We start from the raw sequence: 16339 nt of genomic DNA, 5'->3' as shown, positions 1-16339 counted from the left end.
AGGGCGGGGCAGCCTCGCATACTGCTCAGCAGCGTTCACGCACCCCGGCTGGCCTGCTCGGATGCGGAACGACACGCACACCACGGCCAGTTGGGCAACGGCGGCGTCCAGGTGTCGCCGCGTCGAAGACAGAACAACGGTGCGCCAGAGGGACGCCTGGTCCAGGTCCGGTGGTTCATGGTCGGGGCGGGCGTAGTGCCGGTGCCGTCGATGTCATGGCCGTGGTTGTCGCGAGCAGGGCGCAGGCTGCCGTTGTCCAGGTGAGTGCCTGCCAGGGCAGGGCGATGGTCGGTGGGGCCGCGAGCAGGTGCAGGGCGGCGCTCAGGCCGGCCAGGTTGACGGCCGTGACCAGGAGGCCGAGCAGTGTGCCGACCGCCACGGCGATCAGTGCCTCGGCGGCGGCCAGTCGCAGGATCTGGCCGCTGGTGGCGCCGGCCCGCCGTAGGGCCGTCAGGTCGGCTCTGCGTTCGGCGGCCGCCATGGCCAGGGTGTTGGACACCGAGATGCCGGTGTAGACAAGCGCGATGCCCAGGACGAGCAGCAGGCCGAGCCGGGTCGTCCGGTTCGTCTGCGGGTGGGCCGCTCGCACCCACTGCGTCCCGCTCATCACCCGCACCCCGTCGACGGTCCGCAGCCGCGCGCCCACCGCGGTCGGGTCGGCGCCCGCCCGCACCCGTACGTCCACGCGGTCCACGCCCCCGCCGCCCGCGTTGGCCGGGGTGACGTAGGCGCCGTTGTCCCCGGTGCCGACGGACAACACGGCGGCGATCCGGAGGGTCTTCGGCGTGCCGTCTCCGAGCCACACCCGCACCTGTTGTCCCACGCGGTGCCGCGCCCACTCCTCGGTCACGACGATCGACCCGTCGTCGAGGTCGGTGAGCCGCCCGGCGGTCACCGGCAGCCGTACGGTGGTGGTGAGCAGCGCCGGATCAGCCGCCCTGGCCTCGGACCTCACCAGTGCCACGTCGTCCTCCAGCGTGAACACGGTGGTGGCGGAACTGGCCGACACGACCGTGCCGGGCACCTGCCGCAGCTTCTCGACTGCCTCTGCCCGCAGGGTCGTTCCGTCCTGCGGGGTCACCACGAAGTCGGCGACCGTCTGCTGCCGTACCTCCGCCGCCCGCGCCGCGCCGATCGTGGCCGTCGCGCCAGGCAGGGAGCCCGCCAGCGCGACGGTGACCAGGACGGGCGCGGCCACCGCTGCGGTACGGCGGACCCCGGCGACCGCCCCCGCCCGCGCCAACAGGCCCACCGCGCCCGGCAGCCGGGGCACCAGGGGACGCACCGTCAGGGGCGAGAGCAGCGCCACCGCAGTGATGAGCAAGAGGGGGCGGCTGATGTACGACTTGCGGTGGAGCAGCTCGCCCGGGTCGGTCGTCAGCGTGTACGCGAGGACCGCGACCGCCGTGAGCAGGAGAGCCGTACCGCACGCGCGTCGTCCCAGGGTCAGCGCGCGCCCGTCCACCGAGGCTTCGCGCAGTGCCTGGGCCGGGGCGGTGCGTCCGGCCCGCCAGGACGCGGCGAGCGCACCGCACAGGGCCACCAGCAGGCCCGTCCAGAAGGCCAGGTGGTACGGCCAGACGTCGGCCGAAGGGCCGCCGATCGCGTACCACTTCGGCGCGAGCCCGCCGTCGACCACCAGTTCGGCCAGGTGGGGCGCGCCGTACGCGCCCAGCACGCAGCCTGTCGCCGAGGCGAGCGTGCCGACCAGCAGGGCCTCCGCCAGGACCGTCCGCCGGATCTGGCCCGGTGTCGCCCCGGCGGTGCGCAACAGGCCGAACTCGCGGCGACGCCGGTCGACCGCGAAGGCGAAGGTGGAGGCCACGACGAAGACGGACACGAAGGCGGTCACGCCACCCGCCGTGCCGAACAGGGCGTTCAGCGCCGTCAGGGCTTCGGCGTCGCGGTCCGGGTCGGCGTCGGCCAGCCGGCGGGCGTCCCCGGTGAGGATCCGTACGTCCTCGGCCTGGTCCTCGTCCACTTCCTCGGCCTGGTCCTTGACCGCCGCCCGTACGGCTGCCACGTCCGCCTCGACGACCAGTTGGGTCGACTCCGGGGCGAGGCGGGCGGCTTGGGCGTCCGGGTAGAACACGGCGTACTCGAAGCCGGTTCCGGTGCCTGGCCCGGTGCCGGTTCCCGGTTCGCTCACCGTCGTGACTGTTCCGACCACGCGCAACGGTCCGTCCGCGGTGTGCAGTCGGGTGCCCACGGTCGCCCAGTCGCCGCTGGTCACCACCTCGCCGGCCGCTGCCGGGGCCCGGCCCGCGGTCAGCCGGTAGGGGGCGAAGCGGGCCGTCGACCAGGGGTGGCCGACCAGGTCGTCCGGTGCGGCGGGGGCGCCGTACGCCCGGACCGGGAAGGAGCGGTCCTCGGTGACCGGGCCGAGCGCGCGGAGCGCGGCGACGGTTCCGGCGGGCACCGGGCGCGGCCGGGCCAGTTCCTTCGTCCGCTCACCGGTGGAGGTCGCCACCCGCAGCGTGTCCTGGCCCCTGACCACCACCGGCGCCGCCGCGAAGCGCTCCGGCGCGCGCACCGGCGCGTCCAGGGACGCGGCCAGCGCCTGTCCCATCACGGTGAGCAGGGCGACGCCGAGCGCGAGGGCGACGGAACTGCCGGCGAAGGCGGCCCATCGGGCGCGCAGGGTGTGCCACGCGACGCTCAGCACGCGGCACCCGCCGGGGAGAGCGTGGCGCCGTCGGCTGCGGTCTCCAGCCCCGCCATCCGGGTCGCGATCGCCTCCACGGACGTGTCGGCGCCGCGGAGTTCGCCGTGGATGCGGCCGTCGACCAGGAAGACCACCCCGTCCGCGTAGGAGGCGGCGAGCGGGTCGTGGGTGACCATGACGACCGTCCGGCCGTCCTCGTCGACCAGGGAGCGCAGCAGGATCAGCACCTCGCGGCCGGTACGGGAGTCCAGCGCGCCGGTCGGCTCGTCGCCGAACAGGACCTCCGGGCGGGTGATCACGGCGCGGGCCAGGGCGACGCGTTGCTGCTGGCCGCCGGAGAGCCGGTCCGGGCGGTGACCGGCGCGGTCGGCGAGTCCGACCTGCCGCAGGGCGTCGTGGACCTGTGCCCTCGACGGGCGGTGGCCGGCCAGCCGCAGCGGGAGGGCGACGTTCTGCTCGGCGGTGAGGGTGGGCAGCAGGTTGAACGACTGGAAGACGAAGCCGATCCGCTCCCGGCGCAGCAGCGTCAGCCGCCGTTCGCTCAGTCCCGTCAGTTCGGTCCCGCCGATCCGCACCGACCCCGAGGTCGGCCGGTCCAGCCCGGCGGCGCACTGGAGCAGCGTCGACTTGCCCGAGCCGGACGGCCCCATGACGGCGGTGAACGAGCCCCGGGGGAGGGCGAGGGTGACGTCGTCGAGCGCGGCCACCTGGGTGCCCGAGGCGCCGTATCGCCTGCTCACGGAGGTCAGTTGGACGGCGTGTGTGGTCATGGCCCCACGAAAGCGTGCGCGCCCCGGTCCCGTCTCTCGGGCAGGACCGAGACCTGGGGTAGGGCCAGGCATACCTCCGGACCTCCGGTCAGGCCGATGGTCCCGGCGCGGCGCCCCTTCTACGGTGATCCGTATGCAACCCCGAAACGTGTGGCAGGCCTTGATCCGCCCGGGTTACCTGCTGTCGCCGTGGCCCTGGCGGGCCGTCGCCTATCTGTCGACGGGGGCGGTCACCGGAGCGGCCGTCCTCGTGGGGCTGGTCGCGGTGGTGGCGGTGGGCGGAGTTCTCGCGGTCGTCCTCGTCGGGCTGCCGCTGCTCGCGTCCGTCGCCTTCGCCGGGCTGCCCGTGGCCGCCCTGGAGCGGCGCCGGCTGCGCCTCGTCGACGCGGACGACGCGCCCGGCGCGCATGCCGAGCCCGCCGCGCCGGGCCTGCGCAGCTGGCTCACCACCCGGCTCGGGGAACGGGCCACCTGGCGCGAGCTCGGCCACACCCTTGTCGCCGCGTGCCTCTTCTGGCCGGCCGAGGCACTCCTGCTGACCGTCGCCCTGTTCGTCCCCCTCGCGACGGTCGCGGCACCGCTGCTGCTGGCGACGGTCGGCGGGGGCCGTGAGACGAAGGTGCTCAAGCTGTGGACGGTGACCGGCTGGCCGGCCGCTTTCGGCGCCGCCGCGCTGGGCGTGCTGCTGCTGGCCGTGGGCGGGTACGTCCTCGGGGTGGCGGCGGGGGCCAGGGCCGCGTTGACCCGGTTGCTCGTCGCCCCGCGCGGGGGCGATCCGCAGGCGAGGGTCGTCGAACTGACACGCTCCCGCGCGCGGTTGGTTGACGCGTTCGAGGGAGAGCGCCGGCGGATCGAACGCGATCTGCACGACGGCGCGCAGCAGCGTCTGGTCGCGCTCACCATGAACCTCGGCCTGGCCCGTCTCGACGCCCCGCCCGGCGGCCCCCTCGCCGAGCGGCTCGCCCGTGCCCATGAGGAGGCGGGCGCGGCCCTCGCGGAACTGCGTGAGCTGATCCACGGCATCCACCCCCGGGTGCTCGCCGACTACGGCCTGGAGGCGGCCGTCGCCGACGCGGCCGACCGCTCGCCCCTCCCCGTGGACGTGGAGTTCGCCCGGCCGGCGTCGCGGCTCCCGCAGGCCGTGGAGGCCGCCGCCTACTTCGTGGTCCGCGAGGCACTGGCCAACGTGGCCCGGCACAGCGGTGCGCGGCGCGCACGCGTGCGTGCGGAGCACCGGGGCGGGCGGCTGCTCGTCCTGGAGGTGACCGACGACGGCCGCGGCGGCGCCGACAGCGCCCGCGGCACCGGCCTCACCGGTCTCGCGGACCGGGTGTCGGTGCTGGATGGAAGACTGACCCTGACCAGCCCGCCGGGCGGACCGACCCTGCTGCGTGTGGAGATCCCTTGCGAGCCGAGCCCGCCGAGCCCGCCGAACCAGCCGAGTCAGTCGGGGCCGCCGAGCGAGTCGAAGGAGCGGACGGGAACGGCCGCCGGGGCCTCCGCGTAGTCCTCGCCGAGGACGGCGTCCTGCTGCGCGACGGCCTGACGACGCTGCTCACCCGCTTCGGGCACGAGGTCGTGGCGGCGGTGGGCGACGCGCCGGGTCTGCTCGAGGCGGTCGCCCACCACGCGCCCGACATCGTCGTGACCGACGTCCGCATGCCGCCCGCCTTCCAGGACGAGGGGCTGAGGGCGGCGGTCCTGCTGCGCGCGGAGCGGCCCGCACTGCCGGTGCTCGTCCTCAGCCAGTACGTGCAGCGGGCGTACGCGGCCGAACTCCTCGACTCCGGCGACGGCACCGGCGTCGGCTATCTGCTCAAGGACCGGGTGGGCCAGGTGGAGGAGTTCGTCGACGCGCTGCGCGAGGTCGCGGCCGGCGGCACGGTCGTCGACCCGGAGGTCGTACGGCAACTGCTGCGCCGGCGCCGGGACCCGCTGGCCCGGCTCACCCCACGCGAGCGGGAGGTGCTGGCGCTGGTGGCGGAGGGGCGGTCCAACGGTGCGATAGCCCGTCAGCTGGTGGTGTCGGAGGCGGCCGTCGGCAAGCACATCGGGGGCATCCTCACCAAGCTGGACCTGCCCCCGGCCGACGACACCCACCGCCGCGTCCTGGCGGTGCTCGCCTACCTCAGAAGCTGAGGTTCTCCCGGAGCCGGGCGGTTTCCGGAGCCGGGGCTCCTTCGGAGCCGAGGTTGCTCAGAGGCCGAGCGGCTTGGCGTAGCACCGGCTGTTCTCGTACTCCCTGTAGTAGCCGAACTTCGCGCACGGCGCGTATCCGCTGGAGGTGTACAGCGCGATGGCCTCGGGTTGCTCGGTGCCGGTCTCCAGGACCATCCGGACGCGGCCGGCCGCTCGCGCGTCCTCCTCCAGCGCGGTGAGTATCCGCCGGGCCAGTCCTCTGCCCCGCATCTCCCGGATCACGAACATCCGCTTGAGTTCGGCGTCGCCGTCCTCGTGCCCCTCGCCGTCGTCGTCCTGGCTGCGCCAGCCGCCCGTGGCCACCGGCCGGTCCAGCTCGTCGTACGCGATGAGGTAGACCCCGCGCGGCCGCCGGAAGTCGGACGGCTCCAGGACGGTGGCGTCACCGCCGTCGCCGTAGCGCTCGTGGTACTCGGCCTGGACCTCGTCGTTCAGCTTGACGGCGTCGGGGTGGTCGAAGGCGACCGGGCGTATATTCATGCTGCTCACAGTAGTTGTATGCACAATCCTGGAAAAGTCGATTCTGGACCCGGTCCAGTGTGCCGGTATCCGCCGGAGGGCGGAGTTCGGAGGTCGCAGGGCGCAGGCCCGCGCGGGACCGGGCCTGTATCGTGCCGGGGTGCTGACCGTGACCTCCGTGAACGTGAATGGACTGCGTGCCGCCGCGAAGAAGGGCTTCGTGGAGTGGCTCGCCGACACCTCCGCCGACGTGCTGTGCCTCCAGGAGGTGCGTGCCGAGCCGGGGCAGTTGCCGGAGGCGGTCCGGGCCCCCGAGGGCTGGTTCGTCACCCACGCGCCGGCCGCCGCGAAGGGCCGCGCCGGTGTCTCCCTGTACAGCCGCCGTGAGCCGGACGCCGTCCGGATCGGCTTCGGCTCGTCCGAGTTCGACGGCAGCGGCCGTTACGTCGAGGCCGACCTGCCCGGTGTGACGATCGCCTCCCTCTACCTGCCCTCCGGTGAGGTCGGCACCGACCGGCAGGACGAGAAGGTCCGCTTCATGGGCGAGTTCCTGGCCCATCTCAAGGACCTGCGCGCCCGTGCCGCCGCCGACGGCCGCGAGGTCCTCGTGGTGGGCGACTGGAACATCGCCCACCAGCAGGCCGACCTGAAGAACTGGCGCTCCAACACCAAGAACTCGGGCTTCCTCCCGGAGGAGCGCGACTGGCTGACCCAGGTCTTCGCCCCGACGGACGGCGGCTACGTCGACGTCGTGCGGTCGCTGCACCCGGACGTGGAGGGGCCGTACACGTGGTGGTCGTACCGGGGGCGGGCCTTCGACAACGACTCGGGATGGCGCATCGACCTTCACGTCTCGACGCCCACCCTCGCGGGCAGGGCCGTCAAGGGGTTCGTGGAGCGGGCGGCCACACATGGCGAGCGCTGGTCGGACCACGCTCCGGTGACGGTGGTCTACGACCTTTAGGGCGCCCTGAAGGCGACCTCTGGTGTGACTTCCGGGGCGCCTTGGGGCGACGGCACGTACGACCTGGGTAGGACGGCGGCGCACCGTCAGGCGCGCCCTGGGGTGACCGCAAGCACGGCCGCGGTCGCCGTCGCGTGTCCTCAGGGCGACGGCCTGTACGACTTGGGTATGACCGCGATCACCACCGCAAGCGCGACCGCAAGCGCGACCGCCGTCGGGATCTCTAGGTCGACTTGTGCAGTCGTCGGTCCAGCGCGAGGGACAGTTCCGCCTCGACCACGCTGCGTGCCAGTGGGCGCAGCCGGGGCAGGTCGTCCTCGGTCGCGTGGCGCAGGATCAGGTCGGTGAAGAGGCCGGCGAGGGCGTCGGCGTGTTCGCGGACCCTGACGCCGGCCGCCAGCACCTCGGCGAGCGGGATGCCCTCGCGGACCAGGGCGGAGGAGACGTCCAGCAGGCGACGGCTGATGTGGACGATCTCGTCGCCGTCGGTTCCCAGGTAGCCGAGGTCCAGGGCGGCGGCGAGGTTCTCGGTGGTGACCTGGCCCTCGAAACGCGCGGCGAGTTCCTCGGGGGTCAGGCGGACCGGTTCCTCCTCGGTGGGGCCGCCGACGCCCAGGAGGTCGGCCACGCCGCGGCCGTGGTCGAGGGCGTCCGCCAGCTCCGCGATGCCGGTGAGGGTGTGGCCGCGTTCCAGCAGTGCCGCGATCGTGCGAAGGCGGGCCAGGTGATGGTCGTCGTACCAGGCGATACGGCCTTCACGGCGCGGTGGCGCGAGGAGTTTGCGCTCGCGGTAGAAGCGCAGGGTGCGCACCGTGATGCCGGCCTCCGCGGCCAGCTCCTCCGTTCGGTACTCCCGCTTGTCCGTCACGGGCGAAGCCTATGTTGTACCGTCGGTAACTTTCCCTCTCCCGGCCCCTACCCATCGGTACGGAGCTGCTCTACGCTCCCATTGCGCCAGTGTTCACTGGCAGAGTCCGTAGAGTCGCACGCACGGCTAGGAGGCGTCGGGATGACCGAACACGTACGGGTGGCGGTGATCGGGTCCGGTTTCGGTGGGCTGGGGGCGGCCGTGCGGCTGCGCCGCGAGGGGATCACCGACTTCGTCGTCCTGGAGCGGGCGGGCAGCGTCGGCGGCACCTGGCGGGACAACAGCTACCCGGGGTGCGCCTGTGACGTGCCCTCCCACCTGTACTCCTTCTCCTTCGCGCCCAACCCGGACTGGCCGCGCACCTTCTCCGGACAGGAGCACATCCGCGCCTATCTGGAGCATGTCGCGGACGTCTTCGGGCTCCGTCCGCATCTGCGGCTGGACTCCGAGGTGCTGCGGATGACGTGGGACGCGCAGGAGCTGCGCTGGGACATCGAGACCAGCGGCGGGCGGTACTTCGCCGATGTCGTCGTGTCGGCCACCGGGCCGCTGTCCGACCCGAAGATCCCGGAGATCCCCGGACTCGACACCTTCCCCGGCAAGGTCTTCCACTCGGCCCGCTGGGACCACGACCACGACCTCACCGGGCAGCGCGTCGCCATGGTCGGCACCGGCGCGTCCGCCATCCAGATCGTGCCCGCCGTACAGCCCGACGTCTCCCGGCTGACGCTCTTCCAGCGCACCCCGCCCTGGGTGATGCCCCGCATGGACCGGCCCATCAGCGGCGCGGAGCGCGCACTGCACCGCGCCGTGCCCTTCACCACCCAGCTGCGCCGCGGACTGCTCTGGGGCATCCGGGAACTCCAGGTCCAGGCGTTCACCAAGCACCCCAACCAGCTCGGACTCGTCGAGCGGCTCGCCAAGCAGAACATGGCCCGCGCCATCAAGGACCCGGCCCTGCGGGCCAGGCTCACCCCGGACTACCGCATCGGCTGCAAGCGGATCCTGCTGTCCAGCACCTACTATCCGGCCCTCGCCCAGCCCAATGTGGACGTCGTCGCGAGCGGGCTGAGCGAGATCCGCGGGTCCACGCTGGTCGCCGCCGACGGCAGCGAGGCCGAGGTCGACGCGATCGTCTTCGGCACCGGTTTCCACGTCACCGACATGCCGATCGCCGACCGGGTGGTGGGCGCCGAGGGGCGGACGCTCGCGGAGAGCTGGAAGGACGGCATGGAGGCCCTGCGCGGCGCCTCCGCCGCCGGCTTCCCCAACTGGATGACGATCATCGGCCCCAACACCGGCCTCGGGAACTCCTCCATGATCCTGATGATCGAGTCCCAGCTGAACTACATGGCCGACTACCTGCGCCAGCTCGACGTCCTCGGGGGGCGCGCGGCGCTGGACGCGCGGCCGAGCGCCGTGCACGCCTGGAACCGCCGGGTGCAGGACCGGATGAAGCGGACGGTGTGGAACACGGGCGGCTGCACCAGCTGGTACCTAGACGCGAGCGGCCGCAACACCACGATCTGGCCGGGCACCACGGCCGAGTTCCGGCGGGCCACCCGACGCGTCGACCTCGCGGAGTACGAGGTCCTGCGGGCGCCCGCCGTGCGCAGGGCCGCCGAGGAGCCGGACGAGGTGACGGCATGACGTCCTCCGCCCAGCCCTCCTCCGCCAAGCCCTCCTCCGCCCAGCCTTCCTCAGCCGAGTCCTCCTCCGGCAGTTCGTCCAGCACACCCTCCGGCAAGTCGTCGGACAAGGCCCCCGCCGAGCCCTCCGCCCACATCTCCGCCGAGGCCGCCTCCGCCGAAACCTCCGCCGAAACCTCCGCCGGGGCCTCGGCCGGGATCTCCCGTGTGCCTTCGCGGGAGCTCACCGCCGTCTCCGCCGACGGCACGCTCCTGCACGTCGAGGTCCACGGTCCCGAGACCGCGCCCGCCGTCGTCCTCGCCCACGGCTGGACCTGCTCGACCGCGTTCTGGGCGGCCCAGATCCGGGACCTGGCCGCCGATCACCGGGTCATCGCCTACGACCAGCGCGGCCACGGACGCACCTTGCCGAGCCAGGCGTGCAGCACCGACACCCTCGCCGACGACCTGGAAGCGGTCCTCGCCGCGACGCTCGCGCCCGGTGAGAAGGCGGTGATCGCCGGGCACTCCATGGGCGGCATGACGGTGCTGGCGGCGGCCGCCAGGGACGCCTTCCAGGAACACGCGGCGGCCGTCCTGCTGTGCAGCACCGGCGCCTCGGCCCTGGTCGCCGAGTCCACCGTCCTCCCCCTGCGGCCCGGCCCGTTGCGGACCTGGCTGACCCGGCACATCCTCGGGTCGAGGGCGCCCCTCGGACCGGTCACGCCGGTCGCCAAGCAGATCCTCAAGTACGCCACGATGGGCGCCGGTTCCGCCCCGCACATGGTGGACGCCTGCGCCCGCATCGTGCACGCCTGCCCGCGCAAGGTGCGGCACACCTGGTCGCACGTGCTGAACCTGCTCGACCTCGACCACGGCGTACGGGAGTTGCGGGTGCCCACGGCGGTGATCGTCGGCAGCGGCGACCGGCTCACCCCGCCGGTGCACTCCCGCCGGATCGCCGCAGCGCTCCCGCACTGCGTCGGCCTCACCGAACTGCCCGGCCTCGGCCATATGACGCCGGTCGAGGCGCCCGAACTGGTCACCGGCCGGATCCGGGAACTCGTCACCACATACGCACAGTTGAAGGAGGGCGCATGAGCAGGGTCAGTCTCGAAGGACAGGTCGCCGTCGTGACCGGGGCCGCGCGGGGCGTGGGGGAGCTGCTGGCCCGCAAGCTCTCCGCGCGCGGGGTGAAGGTCGCGCTGGTCGGCCTGGAGCCGGACGCGCTGAAGCAGGTCTCCGAGCGGCTGCACAGCGACAGCGACCACTGGTACGCCGACGTCACCGACCACGAGGCGATGGCCCGGGTCGCGGCGGAGGTGAAGGAGCGCTTCGGCAAGGTGGACATCGTGGTCGCCAACGCCGGTGTGGCCAACGGCGGTCCGTTCGCCGACTCCGACCCGCAGGCCTGGCGACGCGTCATCGAGGTCAACCTGATCGGCTCGGCGGTCACGGCCCGCGCCTTCCTGCCGCTGCTGCGGGAGAGCCGCGGCTACCTCCTCCAGATCGCCTCGCTCGCCGCGATCACCCCGGCGCCGATGATGACCGCGTACTGCGCGTCCAAGTCGGGCGTGGAGGCGTACGCGCACAGCCTGCGCGCCGAGGTCGGCCACCAGGGTGTCCGCGTCGGCGTCGGCTACCTGTCCTGGACCGACACCGACATGGTGCGGGGCGCCGATCAGGACGAGGTGATGCGGGAGTTGAGGCAGCGGCTGCCGTGGCCGTCGAACAAGACGTACCCGCTGGGGCCGGCCGTCGACCGGATCGTGGCCGGGATCGAACGGCGCTCGGCGCACGTGTACGGACAGTGGTGGCTGCGGGGGATGCAGGGGGTGCGCGGCTATCTGCCCGCGGTCGTCGGGACGGTGGGCCAGCGCGAGATGAAGCGGTTCGCGCCCCGGCTGCAGGGGATGCGGACGGGGCTGGTGGGCGCGGGCGGCTCCGCCGACGAACAGGCGAGGGCTACGCAGCGTAGTTGATCGACATGCGCACGGTGAGCGCCCGTGTGAGTCTGGTCGAGGCCCCACCAAGGGGCCCCAACCCCCCTCATCTCCCCACAGGAGTGAACCCACATGGGTATGAAGGACAAGTTCCAGGACCAGTCCGAGCAGTTCAAGCAGCAGGCCAAGCAGAAGGTCGGGCAGGCCAAGGAGCAGGCGCAGCAGCGCGGCAAGCAGCACCCGGGCGAGCGTCCGGGCGAGCGGTCCGGTGAGCGTCCCGGCGAGCGGCCCGGAGAGCGTTCGGGCCAGCGTCCCGGCGAGCGTTCGGGCCAGCGTCCCGGTCAGGACACGGAGCGTATGCGGCGCGACGACGACGACCGTATCGGCCAGGACTTCTAGCCGGACTCGGTCTGTGCGATGACGTGGGGCGCCCTCCCTTCCAGGAGGCCGCCCTGCCTCGTTCGCGAAGGACGTCGCGACGACCGTTGCGAAGGACGTCGTCGCGACGACCGGTGAGACGACGGCCGGTGACAGCGACGACCTCTAAACCCCGTGCCGGGGAGGCAGCCTGGGCCGGGAGCGGTCGGGGACGTCGTCGTAGGTCGGCGGGCTCGCCGGGGGGCGGCTGGTGAGGAGGTCCAGGGCCAGCCTTACGGCGTCGTCGAGTTGGGCGTGGCGGCCTTCGGCCCAGTCGAGCGGGGTGCGCAGCACCTCGAGGTCGGGGGTGACACCCCGGTTCTCCACGGACCAGCCGTACGCGTCGAACCAGGCCGCGTTCATCGGGACGGTGATGACGGTGCCGTCGCCGAGCTGGTGGCGGCCGGTCATGCCGACCACGCCGCCCCAGGTGCGCTGGCCGACCACCGGCCCCAGCTTCAGCAGCTTGAAGGCGGCCGTGATCATGTCGCCGTCCGAGGACGTGGCCTCGTCGGCCAGCGCCACCACCGGGCCCCTGGGCGCGTTCGAGGCGTACGACACCGGCTGGGCGTCGCGGGTGAGGTCCCAGCCCAGGATGGTGCGGGTCAGCTTCTCCACCACCAGCTCGCTGATGTGCCCGCCCGCGTTGCCGCGCACGTCCACGAGCAGTGCGGGCCTGGACACCTCCATCCGCAGGTCGCGGTTGAACTGGGCCCAGCCCGAGCCGCCCATGTCGGGGATGTGCAGATAGCCGCACCGGCCACCGCTCAACTCGTGTACCACGGCCCGCCGTTTGGCCACCCAGTCCTGGTAGCGCAGCGGGCGTTCGTCGATGAGCGGCACCACGGCCACCCGGCGCGGACGGCCCGAACCGCCTTCGGCCGAGGTGAAGGTGAGTTCCACCGTGGTGCCGCCCGCGCCGGCGAGGAGCGGATACGGGCCGGTCACCGGGTCGACCTGCCGTCCGTCCACGTGCGTGAGGACCGCCCCGTCCCGGATCCCGGTCCCGGCCAGCGGGGAACGCGCCTTGGAGTCGGACGAGTCGCCGGGCAGGATCCGCCGGACCGTCCAACCGGCTTCCCGGCGTACGAGGTTGGCGCCCAGCAGGCCCTGGAGGCGCTGGTAGTGCGGCGGGCCCTCGTTGCGGCGGGCGGCGGTGACGTACGCGTGGGACGTGCCCAGCTCGCCCAGCACCTCACGCAGCAGGTCCGCGAACTCGTCGGGTGACGCGACCCGTTCGACCAGCGGCCGGTACTGGTCGAGGACCGCGTCCCAGTCGATGCCGCACATCCCCGGGTCCCAGAAGTAGGCGCGGATCAGCCGCCCGGCCTCCTCGTACGACTGACGCCACTCGGCGCCCGGGTCCACCTCGTGCAGGATGCGCCGCAGGTCGATCCAGACGGTGGAGTCCAGGTCGCCGGACTCGGCCGACGGCACCGCCCGCAGGTCGCCCTCGTCGACCACGACCAGCCGGGAGCCGTCCCCGCTGAGCGCGAACCAGTCCAGGTGGTCGACGAGTTCGGACTTCTTCGCCTTGCTGATGTTGAAGTACTCGAGTGTCGGCCGCCCGCTGGTGTCGTCCGGGTTCGCGAAGGTCTCGCCCAGCGCCCCCGAGATCGGCCAGCGCAGCCACACCAGTCCGCCGCCCGCCACCGGGTACAGCGCCGAGTACTTGGACGCCGGCACCGGGAAGGGCGTGACGCGGCTCTCCAGGCCCTCGATCTCGACGGTCACGGCTCCGTCGCCGCCCTCGTCGTCCGTCACCGGGTCCAGGCCTCCTGCGGCGGGCCGTCCCTCCGGGGTCAGGGCGAAGGGGGAAGGGGTCGCCGACGACAGCGGCACCAGGTAGGGGCGGCAGCCCAGCGGGAAGGAGAGGTCTCCGGTGTGCACGTCGTACACCGGGTCGAAGCCGCGCCAGGAGAGGAAGGCCAGATAGCGGCCGTCCCGGGTGAAGACCGGGTTCTCGTCCTCGAACCGGCCGTTGGTGACGTCGACGATGAGCCGGTCCTTGATGCGGGCCATCTTGATCTGCCGCAGGGACCGGCCGATCCCCGGATGCGACCAGGTCAGCCAGCTCCCGTCGGGGGAGAAGGCCAGGTCCCGCACGGGTCCGTTGACCGACGAGATCAGCTCGGTGACCGCGCCGTCCGCTTCCGCGCCGTCCGGCTCCGTGCCGTCCGGCTCCGTGCCGTCCGGCTCCGCGCCGCCCAGATCCGTACCGTCCGGGTCCTCGGCGCCCGTGTCGTCGGACCTGGTGATGTCGTCGTCGGACGTGGCGAGGTCGTCGGACATGGCGAGGTCGTCGGACACGGTGATGAGGAGCAGCCGTCCGTCGTGCGCGGCGACGGCGAGCCGCTCGCCGTCGGGGTCGGAGACCATCTCCAGCACCCGCCCGAGCCGCCCGGAGGCCAGCCTGCGGGGCGCGCGGTCGCCGGTGGCCCGGGGCAGATGGGCGATCTCGACGGCGTCCTCGCCCTCCGCGTCCGTCACATAGGCGACCTGGCCGCCCGAGCCGAGCATCTCCGGCAGCCGCACCCGTACCCCGGGGGTGTCGGTGATCGTCCGGGCGGGGCCGTCCCGGTGCGTCAGCCAGTACAGGCTGCCGCGTACGACGACGGCGCTCGCCCGTCCCGTCTCGTCGACGGAGATGCCGTCCACGTGCTGCGCGGCCGGGATCTGGTAGGGCCGCCGCCCCGCGCGCGGTCCGCTGAGCCGCACGTCGATCCGGCGCGGCCCGGAGTCGGCGGCGAGGTCGTCGACGATCCACAGGTCGCCGGCGCACTGGTACACCACCCGCGTGCCGTCGCTGGAGGCGTGCCGGGCGTAGAAGGCGTCGTGGTCGGTGTGCCGGCGCAGGTCGGAGCCGTCGTGGGCGCAGGAGTAGAGGTTGCCGACGCCTTCGTGGTCGGAGAGGAAGGCGATCCGTCCGCCGACGAAGAGGGGGGAGTGCAGATGACCGTCGAGGTCTGCCAGGAGCCGCTGCCCGTGCAGCCACAGGCGGCCCGTCGCCCCGCCCCGGTAGCGCTTCCAGGCGGCGGGTTCGTGCGGTGGGGTACCGGTGAGCAGGAGGGTTTTGCGTTCGCCGGCGATGTCGGCGGTCTGCAGGTCGCAGACCGGGCCCCAGGGGAGCTTGCGGCCGGGTGCGCCGTCGGTGGGGACCTTGTAGGCCCAGGTGAAGTAGGAGAAGGGCTCGCCGTGGGAGGCGACGGCGAGGATGTCGGTGTACCCGTCCTGGTCGGGGGGCGTCCAGCCGCAGACCTGGGTGTCGGAGCTGCCCCAGTACGTCAGCCGCCGTCCCGGTCCGCTGTCCACGGGCACCAGATGGATCTCCGGGACGAGACTGCGCCAGCTCGTGTACGCGATCAGGGTCCCGTCGGGGGAGAACCGGGGGTGTCCGGCCTTCGTGCGGTCGACGGTGAGCCGCCAGGCGCGGCCGGGGCCGGTCAGGGAGGCCAGCCAGAGATCGTCCTCGGCCACGAAGCACAGCAGGTCACCACTGAGGTGGGGCAGACGCAGATAGCTCACCTCCCCATGCTTTTCCGGCGAATGGGGCCGGGCAACTTATGCGCTTGCTTTATGCGCCCTTCACGTTCGTGAGCCAGCACACGTACGAAACGGTTTCGTTTCGCTGTTCCTCGGGGTATCTTCATGGTGTACGAGACGAGTAGGGACGACGGAGCCGGAAGGTGAGTGACATGACTGAGATCGCAACGACGCGTCGCAGTCGCATCACGCCCGAGCGCGAGGCCGAGCTGTACCGGGCCGTGCTCGACCTGCTCCGCGAGGTCGGCTACGACGCCCTCACCATGGACGCCGTCGCCACCCGCACCCGATCCAGCAAGGCGACGCTCTACCGCCAGTGGGGCGGCAAGGCCGAGCTGGTGGCGAAGGCGGTGCGGCACGACAAGCCGGGCGCCTCCGCCGGCGGCGTCGACACCGGATCGCTCCGGGGCGACCTGCATGCCCTCACGATGCGTTCGGACGACTGCGAGATGGAGCAGAACTCCGCGCTGATGCGAGGACTGGCCATGGCGATCCATGGCAGCCCGGACCTTCTGAGGGCGTTCAAGGAACACCTCGTCGAGCCGGAGATGGCGGAGTTCCGCAACGTGCTCCAGCGGGCGATCGACCGGGGCGAGGTCCGTGCGGACAACCCCGCGCTCGACTACGTGCCGCACATGATGATCGGCGCGTTCGCCGCCCGCACCATGCTCGACGAACAACCGCCGACGCAGGCCTTCCTCCTCTCGTACATCGACGCCGTGGTCCTCCCTGCCCTCGGCGTCTCCACCACCTGACCGTCCCCACGGTCCGCCCACCCTGACGTCACCGCTCACGTCGTCGGGCCGATCACCCCTGCTCTCCCCGCCGGGTTGGTCAACCCTGCCCTTGGGGCCTGCGGCCCCACACCACGACCTGACCGGGA

Annotated in this window: 13 protein-coding genes; 8 read left to right on the top strand and 5 right to left on the bottom strand. The window is 72.8% G+C overall.

The window, feature by feature from the left end:
* Window positions 1-175 precede the first annotated feature (175 nt).
* Window positions 176-2665 (bottom strand): FtsX-like permease family protein, encoded by a 2490-nt coding sequence (locus QQM72_RS19785; RefSeq protein WP_314222196.1) that lies wholly within the window; start codon window positions 2663-2665, stop codon window positions 176-178.
* Window positions 2659-3435: an ABC transporter ATP-binding protein gene (locus QQM72_RS19780; protein WP_314222195.1), complete on the bottom strand. Its 777-nt coding sequence runs from the start codon at window positions 3433-3435 to the stop codon at window positions 2659-2661. The genes QQM72_RS19785 and QQM72_RS19780 overlap by 7 nt, the downstream gene beginning before the upstream one ends.
* Before the next feature lie 133 nt (window positions 3436-3568).
* Between QQM72_RS19780 and QQM72_RS19775 the strand changes: the two genes are divergently transcribed.
* Both QQM72_RS19775 and QQM72_RS19770 read left to right on the top strand, forming a co-directional pair.
* Window positions 3569-4942: a sensor histidine kinase gene (locus tag QQM72_RS19775; protein ID WP_314222194.1), complete on the top strand. Its 1374-nt coding sequence runs from the start codon at window positions 3569-3571 to the stop codon at window positions 4940-4942.
* Window positions 4943-4962: 20 nt separating this feature from the next.
* Window positions 4963-5574: a response regulator transcription factor gene (locus QQM72_RS19770; RefSeq protein ID WP_314222329.1), complete on the top strand. Its 612-nt coding sequence runs from the start codon at window positions 4963-4965 to the stop codon at window positions 5572-5574.
* Window positions 5575-5631: 57 nt separating this feature from the next.
* Here QQM72_RS19770 and QQM72_RS19765 read toward each other — a convergent pair whose 3' ends face one another.
* Complete coding sequence (locus QQM72_RS19765; protein ID WP_314222193.1) at window positions 5632-6114, bottom strand: GNAT family N-acetyltransferase; 483 nt, start codon at window positions 6112-6114, stop codon at window positions 5632-5634.
* Window positions 6115-6253: 139 nt separating this feature from the next.
* On the opposite strand from QQM72_RS19765, the gene QQM72_RS19760 reads away from it, so the two are divergent.
* The gene (locus tag QQM72_RS19760) at window positions 6254-7057 is read left to right on the top strand and encodes an exodeoxyribonuclease III (RefSeq protein ID WP_314222192.1); all 804 of its coding nucleotides are present in this window, start codon (window positions 6254-6256) and stop codon (window positions 7055-7057) included.
* Between the two features lie 223 nt (window positions 7058-7280).
* Here QQM72_RS19760 and QQM72_RS19755 read toward each other — a convergent pair whose 3' ends face one another.
* Window positions 7281-7925, bottom strand: coding sequence for a MerR family transcriptional regulator (locus QQM72_RS19755; RefSeq protein ID WP_314222191.1), 645 nt, complete (start codon window positions 7923-7925; stop codon window positions 7281-7283).
* A 141-nt stretch (window positions 7926-8066) separates the two neighbouring features.
* Between QQM72_RS19755 and QQM72_RS19750 the strand changes: the two genes are divergently transcribed.
* The 4 genes from QQM72_RS19750 (at window position 8067) to QQM72_RS19735 (ending at window position 11895) form a co-directional block, all read left to right on the top strand.
* On the top strand, window positions 8067-9575 hold the full coding sequence (locus QQM72_RS19750; protein ID WP_314222190.1) for a flavin-containing monooxygenase: 1509 nt from the start codon (window positions 8067-8069) through the stop codon (window positions 9573-9575).
* Complete coding sequence (locus QQM72_RS19745) at window positions 9572-10654, top strand: alpha/beta fold hydrolase (protein ID WP_314222189.1); 1083 nt, start codon at window positions 9572-9574, stop codon at window positions 10652-10654. Before QQM72_RS19750 ends, QQM72_RS19745 begins: the two co-directional genes overlap by 4 nt.
* Window positions 10651-11535: an SDR family oxidoreductase gene (locus QQM72_RS19740; protein WP_314222188.1), complete on the top strand. Its 885-nt coding sequence runs from the start codon at window positions 10651-10653 to the stop codon at window positions 11533-11535. Before QQM72_RS19745 ends, QQM72_RS19740 begins: the two co-directional genes overlap by 4 nt.
* Before the next feature lie 93 nt (window positions 11536-11628).
* The gene (locus tag QQM72_RS19735) at window positions 11629-11895 is read left to right on the top strand and encodes a hypothetical protein (RefSeq protein WP_314222187.1); all 267 of its coding nucleotides are present in this window, start codon (window positions 11629-11631) and stop codon (window positions 11893-11895) included.
* Window positions 11896-12039: 144 nt separating this feature from the next.
* On the opposite strand, the gene QQM72_RS19730 is transcribed toward QQM72_RS19735, so the two are convergent.
* Window positions 12040-15438, bottom strand: a complete 3399-nt coding sequence (locus QQM72_RS19730) for a S41 family peptidase (protein ID WP_314222186.1) — start codon at window positions 15436-15438, stop codon at window positions 12040-12042.
* 170 nt (window positions 15439-15608) lie between these two features.
* Here QQM72_RS19730 and QQM72_RS19725 point away from each other — a divergent pair, with 170 nt between their 5' ends.
* Window positions 15609-16211, top strand: a complete 603-nt coding sequence (locus QQM72_RS19725; RefSeq protein WP_314222185.1) for a TetR/AcrR family transcriptional regulator — start codon at window positions 15609-15611, stop codon at window positions 16209-16211.
* The last annotated feature ends 128 nt before the right edge of the window (window positions 16212-16339 follow it).

Origin of the sequence: Streptomyces zaehneri, assembly GCF_032248645.1 — a bacterium.
GTDB classification, from domain to species: Bacteria; Actinomycetota; Actinomycetes; order Streptomycetales; family Streptomycetaceae; genus Streptomyces; species Streptomyces coriariae.
Note: the sequence above shows the minus strand (reverse complement) of the source record. Positions and strands in the feature narration are given on the sequence as shown.